The 18,103-nt window shown below is 37.9% G+C and carries 10 protein-coding genes; 2 read left to right on the forward strand and 8 right to left on the reverse strand.

Annotation, left to right across the window (positions count from 1 at the left end; genetic code table 11):
- Nucleotides 1–114: 114 nt before the first annotated feature.
- From proB to AC2SLP_RS03840, 5 genes are all read right to left on the reverse strand, one after another.
- Nucleotides 115–1,278, reverse strand: a complete 1,164-nt coding sequence (gene proB, locus AC2SLP_RS03820) for a glutamate 5-kinase (RefSeq protein ID WP_486535415.1) — start codon at nucleotides 1,276–1,278, stop codon at nucleotides 115–117.
- 168 nt (nucleotides 1,279–1,446) lie between these two features.
- Entirely contained in the window at nucleotides 1,447–2,649 is a 1,203-nt protein-coding gene (gene obgE, locus AC2SLP_RS03825) for a GTPase ObgE (protein ID WP_486535313.1), read from the reverse strand.
- A 406-nt stretch (nucleotides 2,650–3,055) separates the two neighbouring features.
- Nucleotides 3,056–4,498 carry a glyceraldehyde-3-phosphate dehydrogenase gene (locus AC2SLP_RS03830; protein ID WP_486535314.1) on the reverse strand — a complete coding sequence of 481 codons (1,443 nt, stop codon included), beginning with the start codon at nucleotides 4,496–4,498 and terminating at the stop codon, nucleotides 3,056–3,058.
- A 295-nt stretch (nucleotides 4,499–4,793) separates the two neighbouring features.
- Entirely contained in the window at nucleotides 4,794–5,495 is a 702-nt protein-coding gene (locus AC2SLP_RS03835; RefSeq protein ID WP_486535315.1) for a lipocalin family protein, read from the reverse strand.
- A 437-nt stretch (nucleotides 5,496–5,932) separates the two neighbouring features.
- Complete coding sequence (locus AC2SLP_RS03840; protein ID WP_486535316.1) at nucleotides 5,933–6,376, reverse strand: NUDIX domain-containing protein; 444 nt, start codon at nucleotides 6,374–6,376, stop codon at nucleotides 5,933–5,935.
- Nucleotides 6,377–6,644: 268 nt separating this feature from the next.
- Between AC2SLP_RS03840 and hemP the strand changes: the two genes are divergently transcribed.
- Nucleotides 6,645–6,809, forward strand: a complete 165-nt coding sequence (hemP, locus tag AC2SLP_RS03845) for a hemin uptake protein HemP (RefSeq protein WP_486535317.1) — start codon at nucleotides 6,645–6,647, stop codon at nucleotides 6,807–6,809.
- Nucleotides 6,810–7,149: 340 nt separating this feature from the next.
- On the opposite strand, the gene AC2SLP_RS03850 is transcribed toward hemP, so the two are convergent.
- Together AC2SLP_RS03850 and AC2SLP_RS03855 are read right to left on the reverse strand one after the other, a co-directional pair.
- Nucleotides 7,150–12,153: a translocation/assembly module TamB domain-containing protein gene (locus tag AC2SLP_RS03850; protein WP_486535318.1), complete on the reverse strand. Its 5,004-nt coding sequence runs from the start codon at nucleotides 12,151–12,153 to the stop codon at nucleotides 7,150–7,152.
- Between the two features lie 141 nt (nucleotides 12,154–12,294).
- Nucleotides 12,295–16,080, reverse strand: coding sequence for an autotransporter assembly complex protein TamA (locus AC2SLP_RS03855; RefSeq protein WP_486535319.1), 3,786 nt, complete (start codon nucleotides 16,078–16,080; stop codon nucleotides 12,295–12,297).
- Nucleotides 16,081–16,286: 206 nt separating this feature from the next.
- Between AC2SLP_RS03855 and AC2SLP_RS03860 the strand changes: the two genes are divergently transcribed.
- Nucleotides 16,287–17,600: an MFS transporter gene (locus tag AC2SLP_RS03860; RefSeq protein ID WP_486535320.1), complete on the forward strand. Its 1,314-nt coding sequence runs from the start codon at nucleotides 16,287–16,289 to the stop codon at nucleotides 17,598–17,600.
- A gap of 203 nt (nucleotides 17,601–17,803) precedes the next feature.
- On the opposite strand, the gene AC2SLP_RS03865 is transcribed toward AC2SLP_RS03860, so the two are convergent.
- On the reverse strand, nucleotides 17,804–17,992 hold the full coding sequence (locus AC2SLP_RS03865) for a hypothetical protein (RefSeq protein WP_486535321.1): 189 nt from the start codon (nucleotides 17,990–17,992) through the stop codon (nucleotides 17,804–17,806).
- Nucleotides 17,993–18,103: the final 111 nt, after the last annotated feature.

Raw genomic sequence — 18,103 nt, forward strand, 5'->3', positions numbered from 1 at the left:
AAATCATTTAAGTTATTAGCGTCGTTAAAACTTTTAAAATAAAAGCGGTTAAATAAAAAGATAAATATTTAATTAAAACGGCTGTTTTGTTTATTTATTTATTCATTTATATATTCATTTATTTATAATAGCCATATCATCACGATGGATCATCACCACACGATCTTCAGCATTACCTAAAATCTTATCAAAATCTTGTGTTTTTTCTCGTGCCACGCGTCTTGCTTCTTTAGCGGAAAAATTTACTTGACCAACAGCAACACGTTCGTTAGTTTCATGATTCACAACAGCGACCACATCACCTTTTTCAAAATCACCTTGAATGTCAACCACGCCCACGGGCAGTAAGCTTTTTCCTTGAACACAAATAGCATGGACAGCGCCAGAATCGATGAACAAGGTACCTGACATACGTAAATGCGCGGCCAACCACTGCTTACGCGCAATGATTTTATCTTTTTGATTGGTACTGAGTAACGTTCCTACAGGCTCGCCATAAGCAACTCGGCTAATGACGTTTTCAATAGCGCCATTGGCAATAACGGTCGGACAACCCCCCATAGCTGCAAGACGACCTGCACGTATCTTAGTCAGCATGCCACCGCTGCCTAATTTACCGCCTTCACCTGCTATATCAAACAAATAATCTGCCATCGCTCGCTCTTGACGTATCATTTTTGCATCGGGATTGTCACGGGGGTTATCTGTATATACCCCTTCTTGATCTGTTAGAATAATATATAAATCAGCGTTTACCATCGCAGCTGACATAGCGCCTAGGGTATCATTATCACCAAATTTTATCTCATCAACGGTTATGGTATCGTTTTCATTAATTACTGGTAAGACACGCCACGACAATAGCTTACCCAATGTATTGGCAGTATTAAGATAACGTTCACGGTTAGAGAGGTCATCATGAGTAAGTAGTATTTGGGCGCTATGAACACCGCTTTGTATCAAAGCTGACGACCATGTTTCAATCAAACCCATCTGTCCAATGGCAGCACAAGCTTGCAGGGCATCAAGTCTTTTGGGGCGCTCCTCCAACCCCATTCTCACAACCCCTTCTGCGATTGCACCTGAGGACACTAATATGACCTCTTTACCTTCATTATGCAGTTTGGCTATTTGACTGGCCCATTCGTAAATAGCTGTTCTATCAAGACCTTTGCCATTATTGGTAAGTAATGATGAGCCTATCTTGACGATGACACGTTGTAAATTGAAAGAACGGTCTTTAATAGCAAACCGTTCATCACCATCCTGAGTTGGCATTGAAATGACACTTTGATTGCTTGATTGATCATACATATGATTTTCTACCACTGGATTTGGTTTACCGTTTAATAATTAGACCTAGGTTAAAATAAATTAATTATAGGTAGTTTTTAGTAAAAAGGTAATAATTGAACCGTACTTATCTTATTAAACCGTACTTATTTACTAAGGCACATAGATGACTTCAACACCATCGTCATCATCATCGTCAAATTCTAATGCGGCTTCACGCTGGGCTCGTCGTGCGGCGCGGTAAGCTTCTCTTTGCTCTTCAGTATTTAAGCGAACCTCTTCTTCTAAACGCTCAAACCTTTCTTTCTGAGCTTCAGCGAATAAAGGATCTTCCTCTTCGCGCTCTTTTTCAAGTTCAATCTCATTCATAAGATGATATTTGACGGCATCAACTCCTTCACCAGTTAAGGTTGAAGTTCTAAATACAGCGCCCGTCCATCCAAGCTCCGCTACGATATGCAGACACAGCTCGTTAAGCTCTGCTTCATCAGGAACTTGATCTATCTTATTAAGAATAAGAATTTGCGGTAGTTTTGACAACTCAGATGAAAAACGTTCGAGTTCATTTAAAATAACTCGTCCATTTTCTACGGGATCACTACCATCTATCGGCTTAATATCAATAATATGCAGTAAGCGGCGTGTACGCGCAACATGCTTCAAGAATCTTATACCAAGCCCTGCACCTTCTGAAGCACCTTCGATAAGACCGGGTATGTCCGCCATAACAAAGGAACGATGGACACCCACATCAACCACACCTAAATTAGGAACTAGGGTTGTAAACGGATAGTCAGCAACTTTAGGTTTAGCCGAAGATACTTGGCGAATAAAAGTTGATTTTCCAGCATTTGGCAATCCAATCAAGCCCACATCTGCCACAACTTTTAACTCAAATTTTAGCTGTTTTAACTCACCTTCAAATCCAGAGGTAGCTTTTCGCGGTGCCTGATTTGTAGAGCTTTTAAAGTGAGTATTCCCTAAGCCGCCATCACCACCCTTTGCAATTAATAACTTTTGATCAATCTCAGTTAAGTCACCAATTACTTCACCCGTTTCAGTGTCGATCACGGTTGTACCCACGGGAACACGCAAATATATATCGTCCGCACCCTTTCCAGAACAGTTTTTACTCTGACCATTTTGGCCGCGTCCAGCATCATAACGGCGGGTATAACGATAATCTACCAAGGTGTTGGTGTTGTCATCAGCGATGACAAACACATCACCCCCTTTACCACCATCACCGCCATCGGGCCCACCCCGCGGAACATATTTCTCACGTCGAAAACTCACAATACCATTACCACCATCCCCTGCCTTGACAGTAACTACTGCTTCATCGATAAATCGCATTAATATTGCTCCATACTTATAATGTATTGCTTAGAATTATTTTAGGGTCAATAAACCTTAATAATCCAGTGTATTTAATAGTTAAAATGATTGCGCGCTAACTTAAATGTTTTTAAGAAACAATTGAATAATTATTAGAATAATAGCTTCAGCCCTGATTGTGCTAAATAATATGTACTAATATCATTACATCTAATGTGATCTTAATAATTTTTAAATTAACCCTGTCTATATAAAAGTAATACCCGACAACCTTAGAGATTATCGGGTATTTATTCAACTGACTTATTATAACCTAAATAACATTAAAGGATTGTAGGATCAATCGTCTAATATTTTGAGGCATTTAATTGGACTTAACCATAATTGGTCTTAAACGTTTAATAATAAATTAGAGCCTAATAAACTAAGCTGAAATATTTGTATAATGAATGCCCGCCATTTGCGAAGCTACTCTTAACACTTGAGTACTATAACCAACTTCGTTGTCATACCAGACATATACAGTGGCATGATTATCAGTAACGATGGTAGCTTCGGCATCAAAAATACCTACCTGTTTAGTCCCTACAAAATCAGTGGATACGGCTTCTGTAGAATCAGAATAGGCAATTTGAGACTGCCAAGTATCGCTATCAGAAACTAATTTGAAAAACTCATTAAATGCTTCTGCGCTTTCAGGCGCTTTTTCAAGGTTCAAATTCAAAATAGCCAAACTTACATTTGGTGTGGGTACACGTATTGCATTGCCAGTTAATTTACCATTTAACTCCGGGAGCGCTTTACCAACCGCTTTGGCAGCGCCAGTACTTGTTATTACCATATTTAAGACCGCACTACGACCACGGCGATCTGACTTATGATAATTATCAATCAAGTTTTGATCATTAGTAAACGCGTGGATCGTTTCAACATGGCCATTTTCGATACCAAATTCATCATGAATGACTTTCAATGATGGGGTAATGGCATTAGTCGTGCAACTGGCAGCGCTCACAATAGTATCTTCACCAATAGTATTATTGTTTACACCATAAACAACATTCTTGATATCACCCTGAGCCGGTGCAGTAAGTAATACTTTTTTAACCCCTTTGGCTTTTAAATGCTTACCTAAGCCGTCTTCATCTTTCCAAATACCGGTATTATCAATTACTATGGCATCATTAATACCATATTCGGTGTAATCAATCTCACTTGGATCATTAGCATAGATAACTTGTACAAATCGGCCATTAACTATAATGCCTTGGTTTTCTTCATCGACAACGACTGAACCTGCAAAAGTTCCATGTACAGAATCACGTTCTAGCAGTGACGCACGTTTTGCAATATCACCATCTTTACCAGGGCGCACGACAAAGGCTCTTAACTGAAGCCCTTTATCACTGGCTGACTGTTCAAGTAATAAGCGCGTAAGAATACGTCCAATACGACCAAAACCATATAATACAACGTCAGATGCAGTGCTGTTTGGCTTTTGAGAAGTGTCTGCTTTTTTTAAAGCATCGTTGGCTGATGTATTATTTTTGACCAACTGTCCTGCATCTATAATAGCTGTAGAGATATCTTTATTATCAGCGACTTTTTTAACAGTTGACAAGATATCGTTGATATCAAGCGCCACACCATTATTTCGTGTTGCTGTTTGCTGAACCTTTGTTAGTACATCCGCTGTGGACAATCCATTGATTGCTTCACCAAATAGGTTTACTTTTATATCTCTATTGATATATAGATCATATAGTATGCTCACAAGATCATGTGCTTGATTGTTCTGATTTTGGTATTTAGCTAAGTGATTTTGATGTAATTCGCGGTGCTTATTAGCATTACTCACAATAGTCATCCTTTGATAAGATAAAAGAAGTTTAGATGTTTATATACGGTCAACAGTATACAGTCAGCAGGTTTACTGTCGACTTTACTAATGGACAATTATCAATAGCTTGTATCAGCTATCTAATAGGGAAGTTTATAGATGTTAGTTTATAAAATGAGATTTTAAATCATATCCACTTTATAAGCTAGGGTCTATTGCACAAACGAAACAGTAACCCTAATCGATATAAAAAATTAAGATAAAAAAAACGCTCAAATCTGCTGACTTAAGCGTATGTAATATAAATACTGAATAGTAAAACTTAAGGATTATGTATAGTCATTTTAAGCTTATTGGTATTGTAACCTTGACGTTGTGCACTTTCTACATAACGGTTGTAAGTCGTGGTTGACATATCAGGCGTGCGTGAAAGTAACCATAAGAATTTGTTATCTGGTGTACCAACTAACGCATTTTGATACTCATCATCTAATTCTAATACCCAATAATCCGCTTTTCCTACCGGAACCCAGCGCACCCAGCTTGGTAAAAAGCTAACCTTAAGCTTACTGTTTGAGCTATTGGCAGGTTTGGCGAGTCCTTTAGCTTGCATAAGTGAGCCGTCATCTTCTCGGCATTCATTGATAACTTGGACAGACTTTATATCACCCAAACTATTTTTAAGTACATTATAGGTAGCGGTGACATCTGAGGCGCAGTCTTTTTGAAATTTCATAGGTAGACGTGCAATCTCATACCAGCGGCCAGCATACTTCTCCAAATAAACACCGTCAACAGCTGTGGGTTCAGAATCAACTTGACCTTCAGCTGCGGTATTAGATCCAGCAATGCTAACTCCAGAAGATGCATTATCATTACTATATCTAGGCTGAACACCAGAAGATGCATGAGCTAAGGATGTATATGCTGCTAAAGGGATTAACATCGCTAAAGCGATACCCGTGTGCTTTAGCAAAGCACTCATAAAGGTACGTTCCGAAATATCATGTTCAAATTCAGTCATAATAAATTCACAAGTTGATAAATAAATTGATATTTTAAATTATTAAGCTAGCATTAATAGGTTCCGATTTATTGTACTTTATTATTTAATAATGCAAATAAATTAAATTAATTCACTAATATCAGCTATTTTTAATAACATAAAACGATTATAAGCTAATCAGTAATAAGACGACTTTAAAATAATATCTATTTGTTATCTATCTACCGAATGTATTATAAAGATACCAAATGTTAAAAACATGAATTTGAGTAACATTTTATAAGTTTTCGTAATTTTAATTAGCTTTTATATTTTCTATTGATATCTATTAAGGCTTATTTTATATATTAAATTCAAAACTATTATAATCGTTTAAGACTAAATACTTGTTAAATATAGTTTAAGTCGCAACACTTTATTAGAATTTATCAAGCCTCATTTTAAATAAATAAACTTTAAGAGCTCATAAGCCAAGTTAGAATCGTTATATTAGCATCAGGGAGTTTATATTTATTATTGATTAGATCTAACTTATTGACCCATATAAGTTTTTGTCCTTCACATCCATACTCTTTAAGTTTCAAATCATCATACTGCTGTCTAGATAAAACCACTTTAAAAACATGTAGACAAACTAATTTCGAATTGTTTATATATTTATTATCGATATATTGGTGATTAATGACGCCCATTTTCTCAATGCGGCTATATTGATTGATATCTAAACCAATCTCTTCACGTACTTCTCTGATTAAACCTTGCATTTCAGATTCACTACCCTCTACTTTGCCTCCAACAAACTCATACCGATTACCTTGGTGCTGAGATTCATTTCTATAGCTTAGAAGATAAAAATCCGAATAATTGATAACCGCAATGGCTACCTGAACTTTTTTCATTATGTCTATTAAGTCCTGTTAATCAAATATTTAAGAATTAAATAGTAAAACTAAAGCCTACTTTCGCTTTAATTTCTTCAAATTATAGTCGTATTTTTATTAAAAAATATATGTATTAATTTGTTTAAAAAAGTGCTTGCATAAAAAGAAAAAATAAACAATAATAAGTTAATGATAATCATTATCAATTAAATTCTATAGTTTACTTATCTTATAGCATAATCATTCAGTTCGATTTTTAACCACGGCAAACTAAAAGGACACTAGCATGGCTACTATTATATCCCGAGCGCTTCAACTCCGTGACAATCAGCTTCCTATGCTGCAATCGCAACATCTTTTTGCACTAACTAAAGAGGTACGTATTCAGCATGAAGGTGAAGAATATCGTTTACGTCTAACCCGTAACAATCGGCTGATTTTAACTAAATAAACAGTTTTTACCAAACAAACAGTTTAAACTAACTACGCTTTGTTTTAAACGCTTTGAAAATTTTATAACTGCATATAAAGTTTTAAAAGGGTGACAATAAACTGTCACCCTTTTATTGTTTGTCTGTTCAGTTATATAAAAGTTATGATTTTTTTTATCAATATACATTTTATATCTCTGAGCTACTAAAAGCACTATATAGTCAAAGAAGTCTAAAATGGTTACAAGGCAACCCAGTTCAAATACTACTGGAGTAGGCTTAACGAGGTTAACACTGTAAACGTTTAATAGTTCGCTGATTACAGAACACACCTTTGACATTTAGAACTATAATTTAGAGCTAAAATTTGAAACTATATACCATATCAACCGCGTCTTCAGCCGCAGAAGAAGCTTCTACATAGATACGTCTGGTTAACTGATAACGTAACGATAAGCTACTTTGCGCATTAAACACGCCAACCCCATATCGTATATATAGATCTGGGGTAATATAGCCTGTCACATTGACATTGGTATCGCTATCGGTGCCAGAAGCATCAATCGTTAGTCTTTCAAGACCAAACGCATCTCCAATTGTGTTTGTTAAGCCTCTGGTACCACTCAAACCCATACTTAAGCCTGCAGCAGCGATGTTGTTGGTGACTTCAGATTTAAACCCTTCTTCACTAATTTGCGTAGCATTAGAGTCATTGATCCGGCCTGTTACCAATGCATTCATGGCTTGTTGATTGGTCAACCCCGCATTGTTAAATACAACAATATTCGGATTGGACACGTTGTCTTTAACGCGTACACCAACGGTGCGGCCTTCAATTTCTTTGACAGCTTCAATACTTAGACGAGGATCTAATAATTCACCGTTAAATCTAACTTGACCATAGTTAAGCTCAAGACTTTGACCAAAAGCATCAATATTGGTACGACGACTGACTTGAACAACCCCAACGCCTTTCATAACACCTCGACCTTGTTGAGTGATATGAACCGCTCCCGCTAATGGTAATACAGAACCGAATCCACGGAAATTTACGTTACGTCCCAAATCAATGCCGATATCAGCATTAATAGACCAAGGTTCTGAAATAGCCAGTACTTCATCAATATTACCTATCAAGCGTCTATCAAGTACAACCACATCTTCAGATTTTGTGATTACCTCATTGTTGGCTTCTGGTGGTCTAATGGTAGCTCTTGGCACTGAAATAGCACCAATAATGTTGACGAATTGCTGATTCGGTTTCACAATTATATTCACATCAGGACTAACTTCGGCGAACAATAACGGCGGCTGGGTTATGACCAAACGATCTCCAGTAACTCTTAGCTTGGCTTGCAGCTCTTGTTGCCAATTCACCGTGCCACTAACGTTACCTTGTCCCTCACCACTCAAAAAGGTGCCATTGATTGTTGCGCTTTGACCACGAATTTTACCTTTGGCGTTAATATTGGTTAAATTAACAGGCAAATCTAACATAGCTACAGTTGCATTTTTTAGGTTTACATCACCATAAAACACCGGACTAGATACTGTACCGCCCAGACCCCCTGCCATCGTTATGTTGCCACTAAGTTTGCGCATACCTGGGAAGAATGGCTTGAGAATCGCTAAATTAAATTGGTTCAGCACCAGCGCACCTGAAATTGGTTTCGATTCTTTAAAAGGATCAATAACAACATCAGCGTAACCTTGCGCTCCTTGACCATTATCAATGTCCGTACGAAGCTTTAATCCCTCTGCAAAGGATTTAACAATTAAAGAGATCCGCTTGTAAGGCAGCGTTACAGCACTGGCTTGATCATCCTGTGTCATACCGATTTTGCCATTATCAGAATAGAATGTAGCATCGATAGATGGATCCACTCCTTTTTGCCAGCTAACAACAGCTTTACCATCGACCTTGGCTTGCCATGAGAGATCCTTAGGCAAAAAAGGTGCAAATAATGTGGTATTTAAATCTTGAACAGCAAGGTTTAGCATCCCTTTATCTGCTGATGCGATAAGCTTGTCACGTAGACACAGCTTTCCTTTTTGATCTGTCGTCTGCCAACAATGTGCGGCCAATTGTATTTTGGGCGCGTTACCACCATAACTCGCCACTAGCTGGGCTGGCTGGTTCTGTTTTAAACTAACATATCTGGTTGTTATTTCACCATTACCAATAACACCTCGCCAGCTTGAGCTATTGCGATCCAGTCCGCCCTTTGCGATAGCTTTGATCGCAACATCTGTATCAGCGCGTTCGGTTTCAGCATTTAATGACAGCACATGCTGCTTTTCAGTGCCTTTAAAAACAGCTTTTAAAGATTGAAAGGTATTACCAGTAGTTCTTAATCCTGTGGCCAATAGCACCAACGTACTCGGTTGTTTGGCCAGATTAACAACCTTACCTTTTAGCACTCCTTTATTGAGTTTGATTCCTGATAACACCAAATTCTCAGCCGTTAAATCAACATAAATAGTCGGCAGAGCCTGATTTTGAGGCTGAACCAATGAAAGGCCGCCTAATATATTGCCGGATAGGTCTTTAGATATGTCTCTTAAATTACGTATTTTTACTTTAGCTTGAAGACGTTCTGCATCTCCGTTTGCAACGACTTGATTGTTACCCCATTGCACCAATAGATTGTCTGCTTTTAAGGTTTCAATAAGAGTTCTGACTTGTTTGACTTGATTGTTGGTGTCCGCATTTTTCAACATTTGCAGATAAGACTCTAAATCTTTTGGCAAATGTAATAATGCGGTTAATTTACCTTGAGCAATCACAGGTTCACCTTTTAATGAGCCTTGTAACGACATCTGGTTTATATTGATACGTTGTAACGAATCTTGCCATGTGCCAGTTGTGTTGATGCGTCCTGTAATTGTACTTGGTGTGTCTTTTAGGAAATACCCTACATTAAACTTATTCATGCTGGCATTAATATCCCATGAGATTCCTTTGTTAACATTGACAGTACCTGTAGCAATCACATTACCTGCTTCACCCGAATGACTAAAACGACGTAGCTTAATAGCATGCGCATCGCCTTCGGCATCTATGATAAGTTTACCAGCAGGTAATTGCGGGGTGTCTATTAACCCATCAAATTTAAGCGAGAACACTCTTAAATCACCAAGTTTGGTATTATTATCACGCCATTTACCGGTAGTATTTAAATCACCCGTGATAATGCCTTGAGTTTGGGGCGCAAACAATCCAATATTAAAATTATTGGCTTTGGCTTTAATTTGCCATCCGACGCCTTGGGTGAGATTAATAGAACCATTTGCATTTATTTGTCCTGCACCACCTGCATAATTTAATGTATCTATAGCAATGTTCTTGGGGGTACCTTTAGCTTCAACTTTGAAACTACCTTTAGGAATGCCTTGGGTATCTAACATTCCATTGGCTTTTACAGCAAATGCTTGTAGCGACCCGTCGAATAAGCTTACCGACCCCCTACCATCACCACTTATATTTATTCGGCGGTATTCATTTGTCTCGTTAACTTGCGCATTTAATGTCGTAGATAAGTTGGTAGAATCAATATTGAAGATATGGCGTTGCCCTTTAACAACTTTACCTTGAACTACTTTTGAAATATCCTGCATTTGACCTGAGGCACTGAGACGCCCTGACACTCTAGTCACTTGAATGTCCGAGGAGAAAACTTGTGGTTTAAGCTCATTCGTTGATGCATTAATCGTCCATTTCAATGGTTGGTCATTATTCGCTAATACGATATTGCCTTGTCCATTTAAATCGCCCATTACGCCATCATAGTTGAGGTTACGCAGCTTAATAGTGTCGTTAACTTTGTTCATGCGTACACTGTAATCACCAGCGGGTGCAACATTTAGTTTATCAATACGTGCATCGGCATCGACCCACAATAGACCACCACGTAATTGGACGTTCGCCTTACCATACGGACTGTCGATAACGTCAAGTTGTGGCACATCAGCACGATAAAGATTCTTCCAGTTTGCATCTATATACCATGCTGTATCGTAGCGTGGATTATTAGGTTTAGCGCCTTGTACGATTTTCGCTGATATGGTTTCACCATCACGCTGATCTAAATGCGCATTCATTTGCAATAAATTTTCGTCATTTTTCGTATTAAGAACAAATGCTAATTTACCATCTAAATATTTGGGAGCATAAGCTTTTGCAGAATCTGGTAGTAACGTGCGCACTTGGTAATCGCTGCTATTCAATAGTGCTTTGATTGTAAAATCGTCTTCCCAGTTCAGGACACCTTGAGCGAGTAAATCACCATCTGACGTATTTGCAGTTAAGCGTTCGACCAGCATTTTATTAAAGTCAATTACCTTAGTTCGGGCTCTATATTGTCCACTCGGAATACCATCTCCAATAAGACGCGTATTAATTCTAAGCTCTATATCTGACAAAACCCCATAGGCAACCGCAACACCTTGGTATAAGTTTATATTGCGGCTTTCTACATACGGTAATTGAACCTCGTCCCAATATAGCTTCGCGTCAAAAGGTGCGTTACTGTCCATACCTTGAACAATAAATTCACCGCGTACATCGCTGTCATTATAACGACTTCGCACTTTGCCTACAGTACGCTTTAAGCTCCCCCCAGCGGTTATGTTAAAAGCATCTATATGTGCTTTTTCTAAATTTTTAACAGTAACCACTGCTGATAGGTCTAATGGATAGTCGCCAGTCAGGTTTATTGACCCATTCAGGTCTGCCACATTAACAAGATCGTTATACAGTATATGCGCATTACCAACTTCAACTTCACTACCTACCCAATTAAGATCTTCTGCCCAAATGTGGTTAACCTCTATCGGCTCCTTACCAACTTGGTTGTAAACAATTTGGTCTATTCGGGCTCTATCAAAACGCAAGTTTACCGGTAGCTCTAGAGTTTTATAATCAAAGGGGTCACCCGTTGGGGGCTTATGATTGACTATTTCGATGCGTTTGATATCCGCATCGCGTAAATGCACCTCTTTGGTGAACATAGCTCGCCAGCCAATCTTGACATAGGTATCAACAAAATGGACATCAATATCCTCAGATGCACTTAAGGCGATGTCTTTGACAAGAAGTCCATCTCTCAGATTCCCTTCACCATACTCTAAAGATACCCCAGTCTCAGAAACTATTTTTTCTATTAAAAACTTAGTGCCTTTGGACGTACCCGCCATGACATAAAGAACAATACAAACTATCAAGAACAACACCAAAAGCAGTGACAATATCTTTATCAAAAATGATAAAGGATAGTGTCTTTTAAGACGTTCAGCATCGCGCTGAGCAGGATGCTGATTAGGGTCTTGATTGTTATTAGAATCTGGAGTTTGAGGCGTAGTCATAGATAAGTTAACTTCTAAGGGTCAATAACTATTTAGGAATAATGTGTATATTGAACTATTTTTATATTTTTTATCGAACTATTTTTCAATAAGGGTTTATTAAAATAAGTCATAGACAACAATGAGTCATAGACAAATCTTTTATTGTAGCGGTGAACCTACGAACAGATGCAAACGTACTGGAATACTGTCTTCTAAAACACCTGCTGCAAGATCGACTCGAACCATTCCAACGGGTGACGCCCAGCGTACCCCGAAACCCACTCCAAGTTTAGTCTCAGTCTCGAAACTGGTGTCGTATGCATTACCAAAGTCAGCAAATACAGCGCCTCGCCAGCCTGGTTTAAATTCATAATTATATTCCGTACTTCCCAGAGCCAACACTTGACCTCCAACAAGGTAGCCATTTTCTAAAGTCGATAGACTGTTGTAATCGTAGCCACGGATACTGCGATCCCCACCTGCGAAAAACCGCAGCTTATAGGGTACTGCTTCAAATTCATCTGTCCAAATATAACCCGTATCTAATCGACCAAGTAATTGATGTTTATCACTTTCACCAAAGCTATATAGACCGCTCACCCCTGCTCTTACAATGGCCATATCTGTATCTGTTAAGACACTTTTGGTACCGGCTTCAATGCCATAATATTGATGCCATCCTTGAGTGGGGTTAGTTTTGCTATTCGCTGAGGTTTTATCCATTTGGTAGCCGAGCAATAGCGCTTCTTGTTCAAAGCTTGCCCCTTTACGATTGAAGGGCACAGGTAAGTTTTGACGATCCGCCCCTTCTACACCACTCTCCAAATCATCTAATCGATACCTTAACGAATAAGATCTATTCCATCCATTTTCTTTTCTTATTCTTCGTGCAATACCCGCTTGGACAGTATTAGTAGATAGGTCAAGATTACCCTCACCCTGATTAATCTCTTCTTGCTCATAACTGACATTCGCCGTCAATATATCATTAAGTGGGTGTTTCCAAGGTCGTCTTACATTGACATTTATAGATCGGTTTATACGTGAAGCGCCTACACTCACACCTGCTTGATAACCGTCTCTATTGATAAGATTGTGGTCTAAACGAGCAATAGCCCTAACGCCCGTATCAGTGCCATATCCGATACCTAAATCTACATCTTTGGGTTTATCAGACATCACAAATACATATAAGGGAACAGATTTTGTCTCAGCGACATCTTCAGGTGTGATACGGTTTGATAAAAACGTATTGCTTAAATCATCAGGTAAGGCATCTGAATCTGCCAATACATCTTTATCATCAGGTACTATTTTTTCAACCAAATTACTGATGGCATTTGATATTTTACCCAAAAAGTTCTTAGCCTCTTCTTTTTCGGCTTCATCTAGTACTCTATCATCAGGCAAACGAGACAAACGCTCTGCCTTTTCAGTGATACTCTCAAGCTTTGTAGAGGTTTCTTCATCAACTTTATATTCAATAGGTTCAAAGCTCTCTCTATAACTGGCTTGATCTAATGTTGAATCGTTTTGATCAGAATCTGACTGCGTATTTTGATCTGAATTGTTTTGAGCTAAAGTGTTGTCTTGAGCTGAAGAATCAGCCCCATTGTCAGCCGTGTTATTATTCGCAGTCGAATCATTCACATTTTCGTTATTGTGATTAGTTTCTTCATCTTCATCAAAGTCCAATGAGCTAGGATTGTCCGTGGACGGTCGTATAACTTCTACGTTCACGGCATTAAAATACCGAGTAGCAGACAAATCATTCGTGAAGTCTGTAATAAGCGGATTATAGAAATAATCTCCCGCTTTAAACTGATGCAACTGATGTAATAATTCAGGTTTAACAGGTAATTTATCAGGATCGGTAGTCAGCTTGCCTGTATCTTGATCAATCGTAAAATAAACCACCTCGTCGAATTTGTAACGTTGCCCTGTTTCATAGATCAAATCAACATCTGCTGTATCATCGGGCAAAATAATGTCTACTGATTTATTCAACCAGTATCCATCAAAGTAACCATAGTTGTTTCTAACGCCCTCTACTAAACTTTTTGTATTTTTATATATACCATGGTTAAAGACATCGCCCTCTTGAGGAGACGCCGTATTTTCAATAACTTGAAACTCTTTAAGATCACTACCTTCCCCGCGTATATCTACAATTCGGCTAGCGACTGACACCGGCTCACCTATATCTTCGATAATGATATCTACTTTATCGCTATCTGTTCGATTAAACCGTAGACGTACATCGTAATACCCTACTGCTTCGGCCGCATCAATAGCTTCTTCACGTAATTTAGGCGTCGCTGCTGTGAAGTCATTGATGGCTTCAACAGTGATATTCTCTATTGCCGCCTTTATATTACTTATTGGCTGAACATCAGAATCTGCGCGTACAAGCTCAGGCTGCAGCGACTCATTGATAGATTGCTGCACATAAACTTTGGCTTTAATTTTAGGCAGTGCGTTGTAGCCATCTTTAAACCATCGATTGTATAGACGCTTAAAAAATCCTGGTTCAGAATCTTCGACTTCTTCCTCATAGCCGCTATCTACTATAATTTGATTATCATCAAGCCCACCATTCGCATCGCTATCGTATTCGGGTAAATATTCGTCGGGATTAAGGCCATTACCTTTTACATCGCCTAATTGTTTATCCACTTCATCAATAATATTGTCTATAGCATCAATATTTGCATGGATAGTGTCTTGATTTATAGATTCCTCTAATGACTCCTTATTAATAGAGCCCTCATTAATTGAGGCCTCACTAAGTGAATCTGAATCAGATGACGCTACAGTATTGTTCTGCGTTACATTGTAGTCTTGGTAGCCTTGGTAGCCTTGGTAGCCTTGGTAGTCTTGGTAGTCTTGATAATCTGGGTTGTCTTGGCCATCATGGTTGTCTTGAACATCTTGAGTAGGAATGTCATTTTGTGTCTTGATAGCTTCTTGTTGTGCCAGTGGTGTTCTGATATCCAAACCCAAAATTTCTCTGTTATTTGGCACGAAGTTTGCCATCTCATCCGGTCTATTGTCAAAACCTATGGGCGGCTGGTTATCATCCAGCAGGGCTGTTGGTGCATCAAAACTATCTTCAACCCCTAGGGTCACCTGATTAAGGATATTCTCTAACTCTTGAGGAGAATCTAAATGCTGATCGCTTGCAAAATCCTCTACTTCTTGTATCGCATCAATAAAATCTCTTGGAGAGTTATTGTCATCTATACTGGTTTCAATATTATCGTCTTTTGTTTGATTTAAATTGTCTTCACTTTCTAACTTACTATTTATCAACGCTTCGTACTGCTCATTATCAGTTGCATTTTGATCAAATAAACTTTCATTATTAAGCGTTTCGCGCTGATAATCTTTCAAAACCTCAGGGCTAATAATGCCACTTTCTACCGCTCGTTTTAGTCGTAATGCAACCAGTGCTTCTTCGAGCTGCTCATCATCATACTGACTGCTGTCATCTAGGTTTAGGTTAGCTTGATTGTAGTTATCGAAGCCGCCGCTTTTACTTCGACTGGTATCGAGTTGTGTGAATTTATTATCAGAGTTTGAATCAGCAGATTCTGCCGCCTCTCTTTGCTGCTGAAGTAAGTCATCAAGGTTTTGTAAATCCTCTTCGCTTAAATTATCAATATAATTTTGTGAAACCTGATTGTTGTTATCGGCGTAAGCAGGCTGCATAGCCATATTTGATAGGACACAACTGAGTAGACCATAAGCTAGAGTAGAGTATTTGAAAGGTAAGGTTGGAAAAATTGGCAATAAGGAAGATCGTACCAAATAGCGGGGGGATTTAGCAGCTATTATTTCGCCTTTATGGTGTCTATTGACCATGTCTTTTTTATGAATTAATTTAGTATCAACTTTATTAAAATTATTGTGTTTAACAAATGGGGTATCGTATTTTGTACGCATTCTAAATCTCTAAAGTGAAATCTTAATTTTTAAAAATATTAAATTAAAACCAATTAACAATAAACCCTTATAAGATAGCAGTATTTCAAAAATTAAAAACAATCTTAATGTAGTTATGATAAATTGTGGCTATGATACCTCAGCTGCATAAATTATTCAGTCAGAGAATTTAAAATACAAATTTGAAATCATATTAGGAAGCCGTTATGGCCTCACAGTTTAGTTTATTTAAGCACCGACGCTTTACACCCATGTTTTTAACGCAGTTTTTGGGTGCTTTTAACGATAATTTTTTTAAACAAGCGTTGTTATTGGTTTTGACTTACAGTGCGGCAGACAAGATGGGCGCCTCTGTTAGTTTACTGAATAATCTTGCGGCGATGTTATTTATTTTACCTTTTTTTATATTTTCAGCGCTAGCAGGACAACTGGCAGATAAATATGAAAAATCGCGGTTAACCTGGTATATCAAAGTTTTAGAAATTATTATTATGGTGCTAGCCGCTATTGGACTTATATTTGAGCTGTATTGGCTATTGTTTGTTGCGTTATTTTTATTAGGTGCACAATCTACTTTTTTTGGACCCATTAAATACGCTTATTTGCCGCAAGCCATGCATAAAGACGAGTTGGTAGGTGCAAATGGCTTATTTCAAACGGGTACGTCGATGTCGATTCTGCTCGGTATGATAATCGCTGGCTTATTTACTCAAATGGACAACCATCTAGTTTGGGTGAGTGGCGCGGCTATTTTAATCGCATTTATGGGGTTAACTGCCAGTAAATATATTCCGAAAATGCCTGCTGTAGAGCCTGATATCAATATTGATTGGAACATCTGGCGTACCAGTATGGAGACTATTAAATATCTGTACTCTCTGCCTTTGTTATTCTTTATCATTCTAGGTAACAGCTGGTTTTGGTTTTATGGCGCAACATTTATAACCCAGACCCCTGAGTTTAGCAAAGTTATCCTGCATGGCAATCAGTCCGTTGTAATCTTCTTACTCACTTTGTTTTCTATAGGCGTCGCTTCAGGCTCGCTAATTTGTAAAACGTTAACCAAAAATCAAGTGAGCTTTAAGCTACTACCTTTTGGTATGGCAGGATTAAGTTTATTTGCTATAGATTTATACTTATCTTTATCCTCCGTTAATATCGACTCAAGTAGCTTGTTAGGCATTAAAGAGTTGGTAGGATCAAATGGGAGTCTGCGAGTATTTGCAGATTTATTTCTACTAGGGTTTAGCGGAGGTATTTATATTGTACCTTTATACGCAGCGATGCAGGCCTATTCTCCTGTTAGCCATAGAGCGAGAATTATAGGGTCAAATAATATATTCAATGCCATATTTATGGTGAGTTCAGCAATTTTTGCCATACTTATTTTGGATGTTATAAATCTATCTCTACCTCAGCTATTTTTAGTGACAGGTGTTATAAATATAGTCTATGGATTGTTTCTTTATTCAAAATTAAATAAGTTTAAAGATACTATGCAAATTCATGCAGATTCATAAAAACTCAACGCTAATATGACCCACGCTTAACGGTTTAAATAGGTAATTATTATGTTGAACGAAAATAGAAAAGCCAACTCATAATAAGTTGGCTGTCTAATTATTAAGACAACCATTTGACTTTTATATAGGTCAAATAGTATATAAGTCAATTAGTGATATAAGTATATCAATTGACTCATTTAATTAGACCTAATTAGTAATTACTTTATATGTTTAATTCTTTTCGTTAATACCAAGGCAACAGGTATTGCTAATAAAACCCCGGCTATAGCGACGCCAATAATATGAGGTATGTCATCATAACCCATCACCAGTGCAGCAATCATAAATACGCCAATAAGAACAGTTGCTGTCATACTCCAAATCATACTAAGTAGTTGCCAGTTCATTTCGAATTCCTCACCTTTGTAGAAATAACAAGTTTTAATGAATAATATATTATGTTGTATCGTATATCTTTATTATAATACAGTTATACACTATATCCATATTTTCTTTAA

This window comes from Psychrobacter sp. CX21 (assembly GCF_057396255.1).

Excerpts from the sequence above, each read along its gene's own strand:
- AC2SLP_RS03840 (WP_486535316.1), bottom strand. The coding sequence starts at position 6,376 with ATGAAAAAAGTTCAGGTAGCCATTGCGGTTATCAATTATTCGGATTTT.
- AC2SLP_RS03855 (WP_486535319.1), bottom strand. The coding sequence starts at position 16,080 with ATGCGTACAAAATACGATACCCCATTTGTTAAACACAATAATTTTAAT.
- AC2SLP_RS03860 (WP_486535320.1), top strand. The coding sequence starts at position 16,287 with ATGGCCTCACAGTTTAGTTTATTTAAGCACCGACGCTTTACACCCATG.
- obgE (WP_486535313.1), bottom strand. The coding sequence starts at position 2,649 with ATGCGATTTATCGATGAAGCAGTAGTTACTGTCAAGGCAGGGGATGGT.
- proB (WP_486535415.1), bottom strand. The coding sequence starts at position 1,278 with ATGCCAACTCAGGATGGTGATGAACGGTTTGCTATTAAAGACCGTTCT.
- AC2SLP_RS03830 (WP_486535314.1), bottom strand. The coding sequence starts at position 4,498 with ATGACTATTGTGAGTAATGCTAATAAGCACCGCGAATTACATCAAAAT.
- AC2SLP_RS03865 (WP_486535321.1), bottom strand. The coding sequence starts at position 17,992 with ATGAACTGGCAACTACTTAGTATGATTTGGAGTATGACAGCAACTGTT.
- AC2SLP_RS03850 (WP_486535318.1), bottom strand. The coding sequence starts at position 12,153 with ATGACTACGCCTCAAACTCCAGATTCTAATAACAATCAAGACCCTAAT.
- hemP (WP_486535317.1), top strand. The coding sequence starts at position 6,645 with ATGGCTACTATTATATCCCGAGCGCTTCAACTCCGTGACAATCAGCTT.
- AC2SLP_RS03835 (WP_486535315.1), bottom strand. The coding sequence starts at position 5,495 with ATGACTGAATTTGAACATGATATTTCGGAACGTACCTTTATGAGTGCT.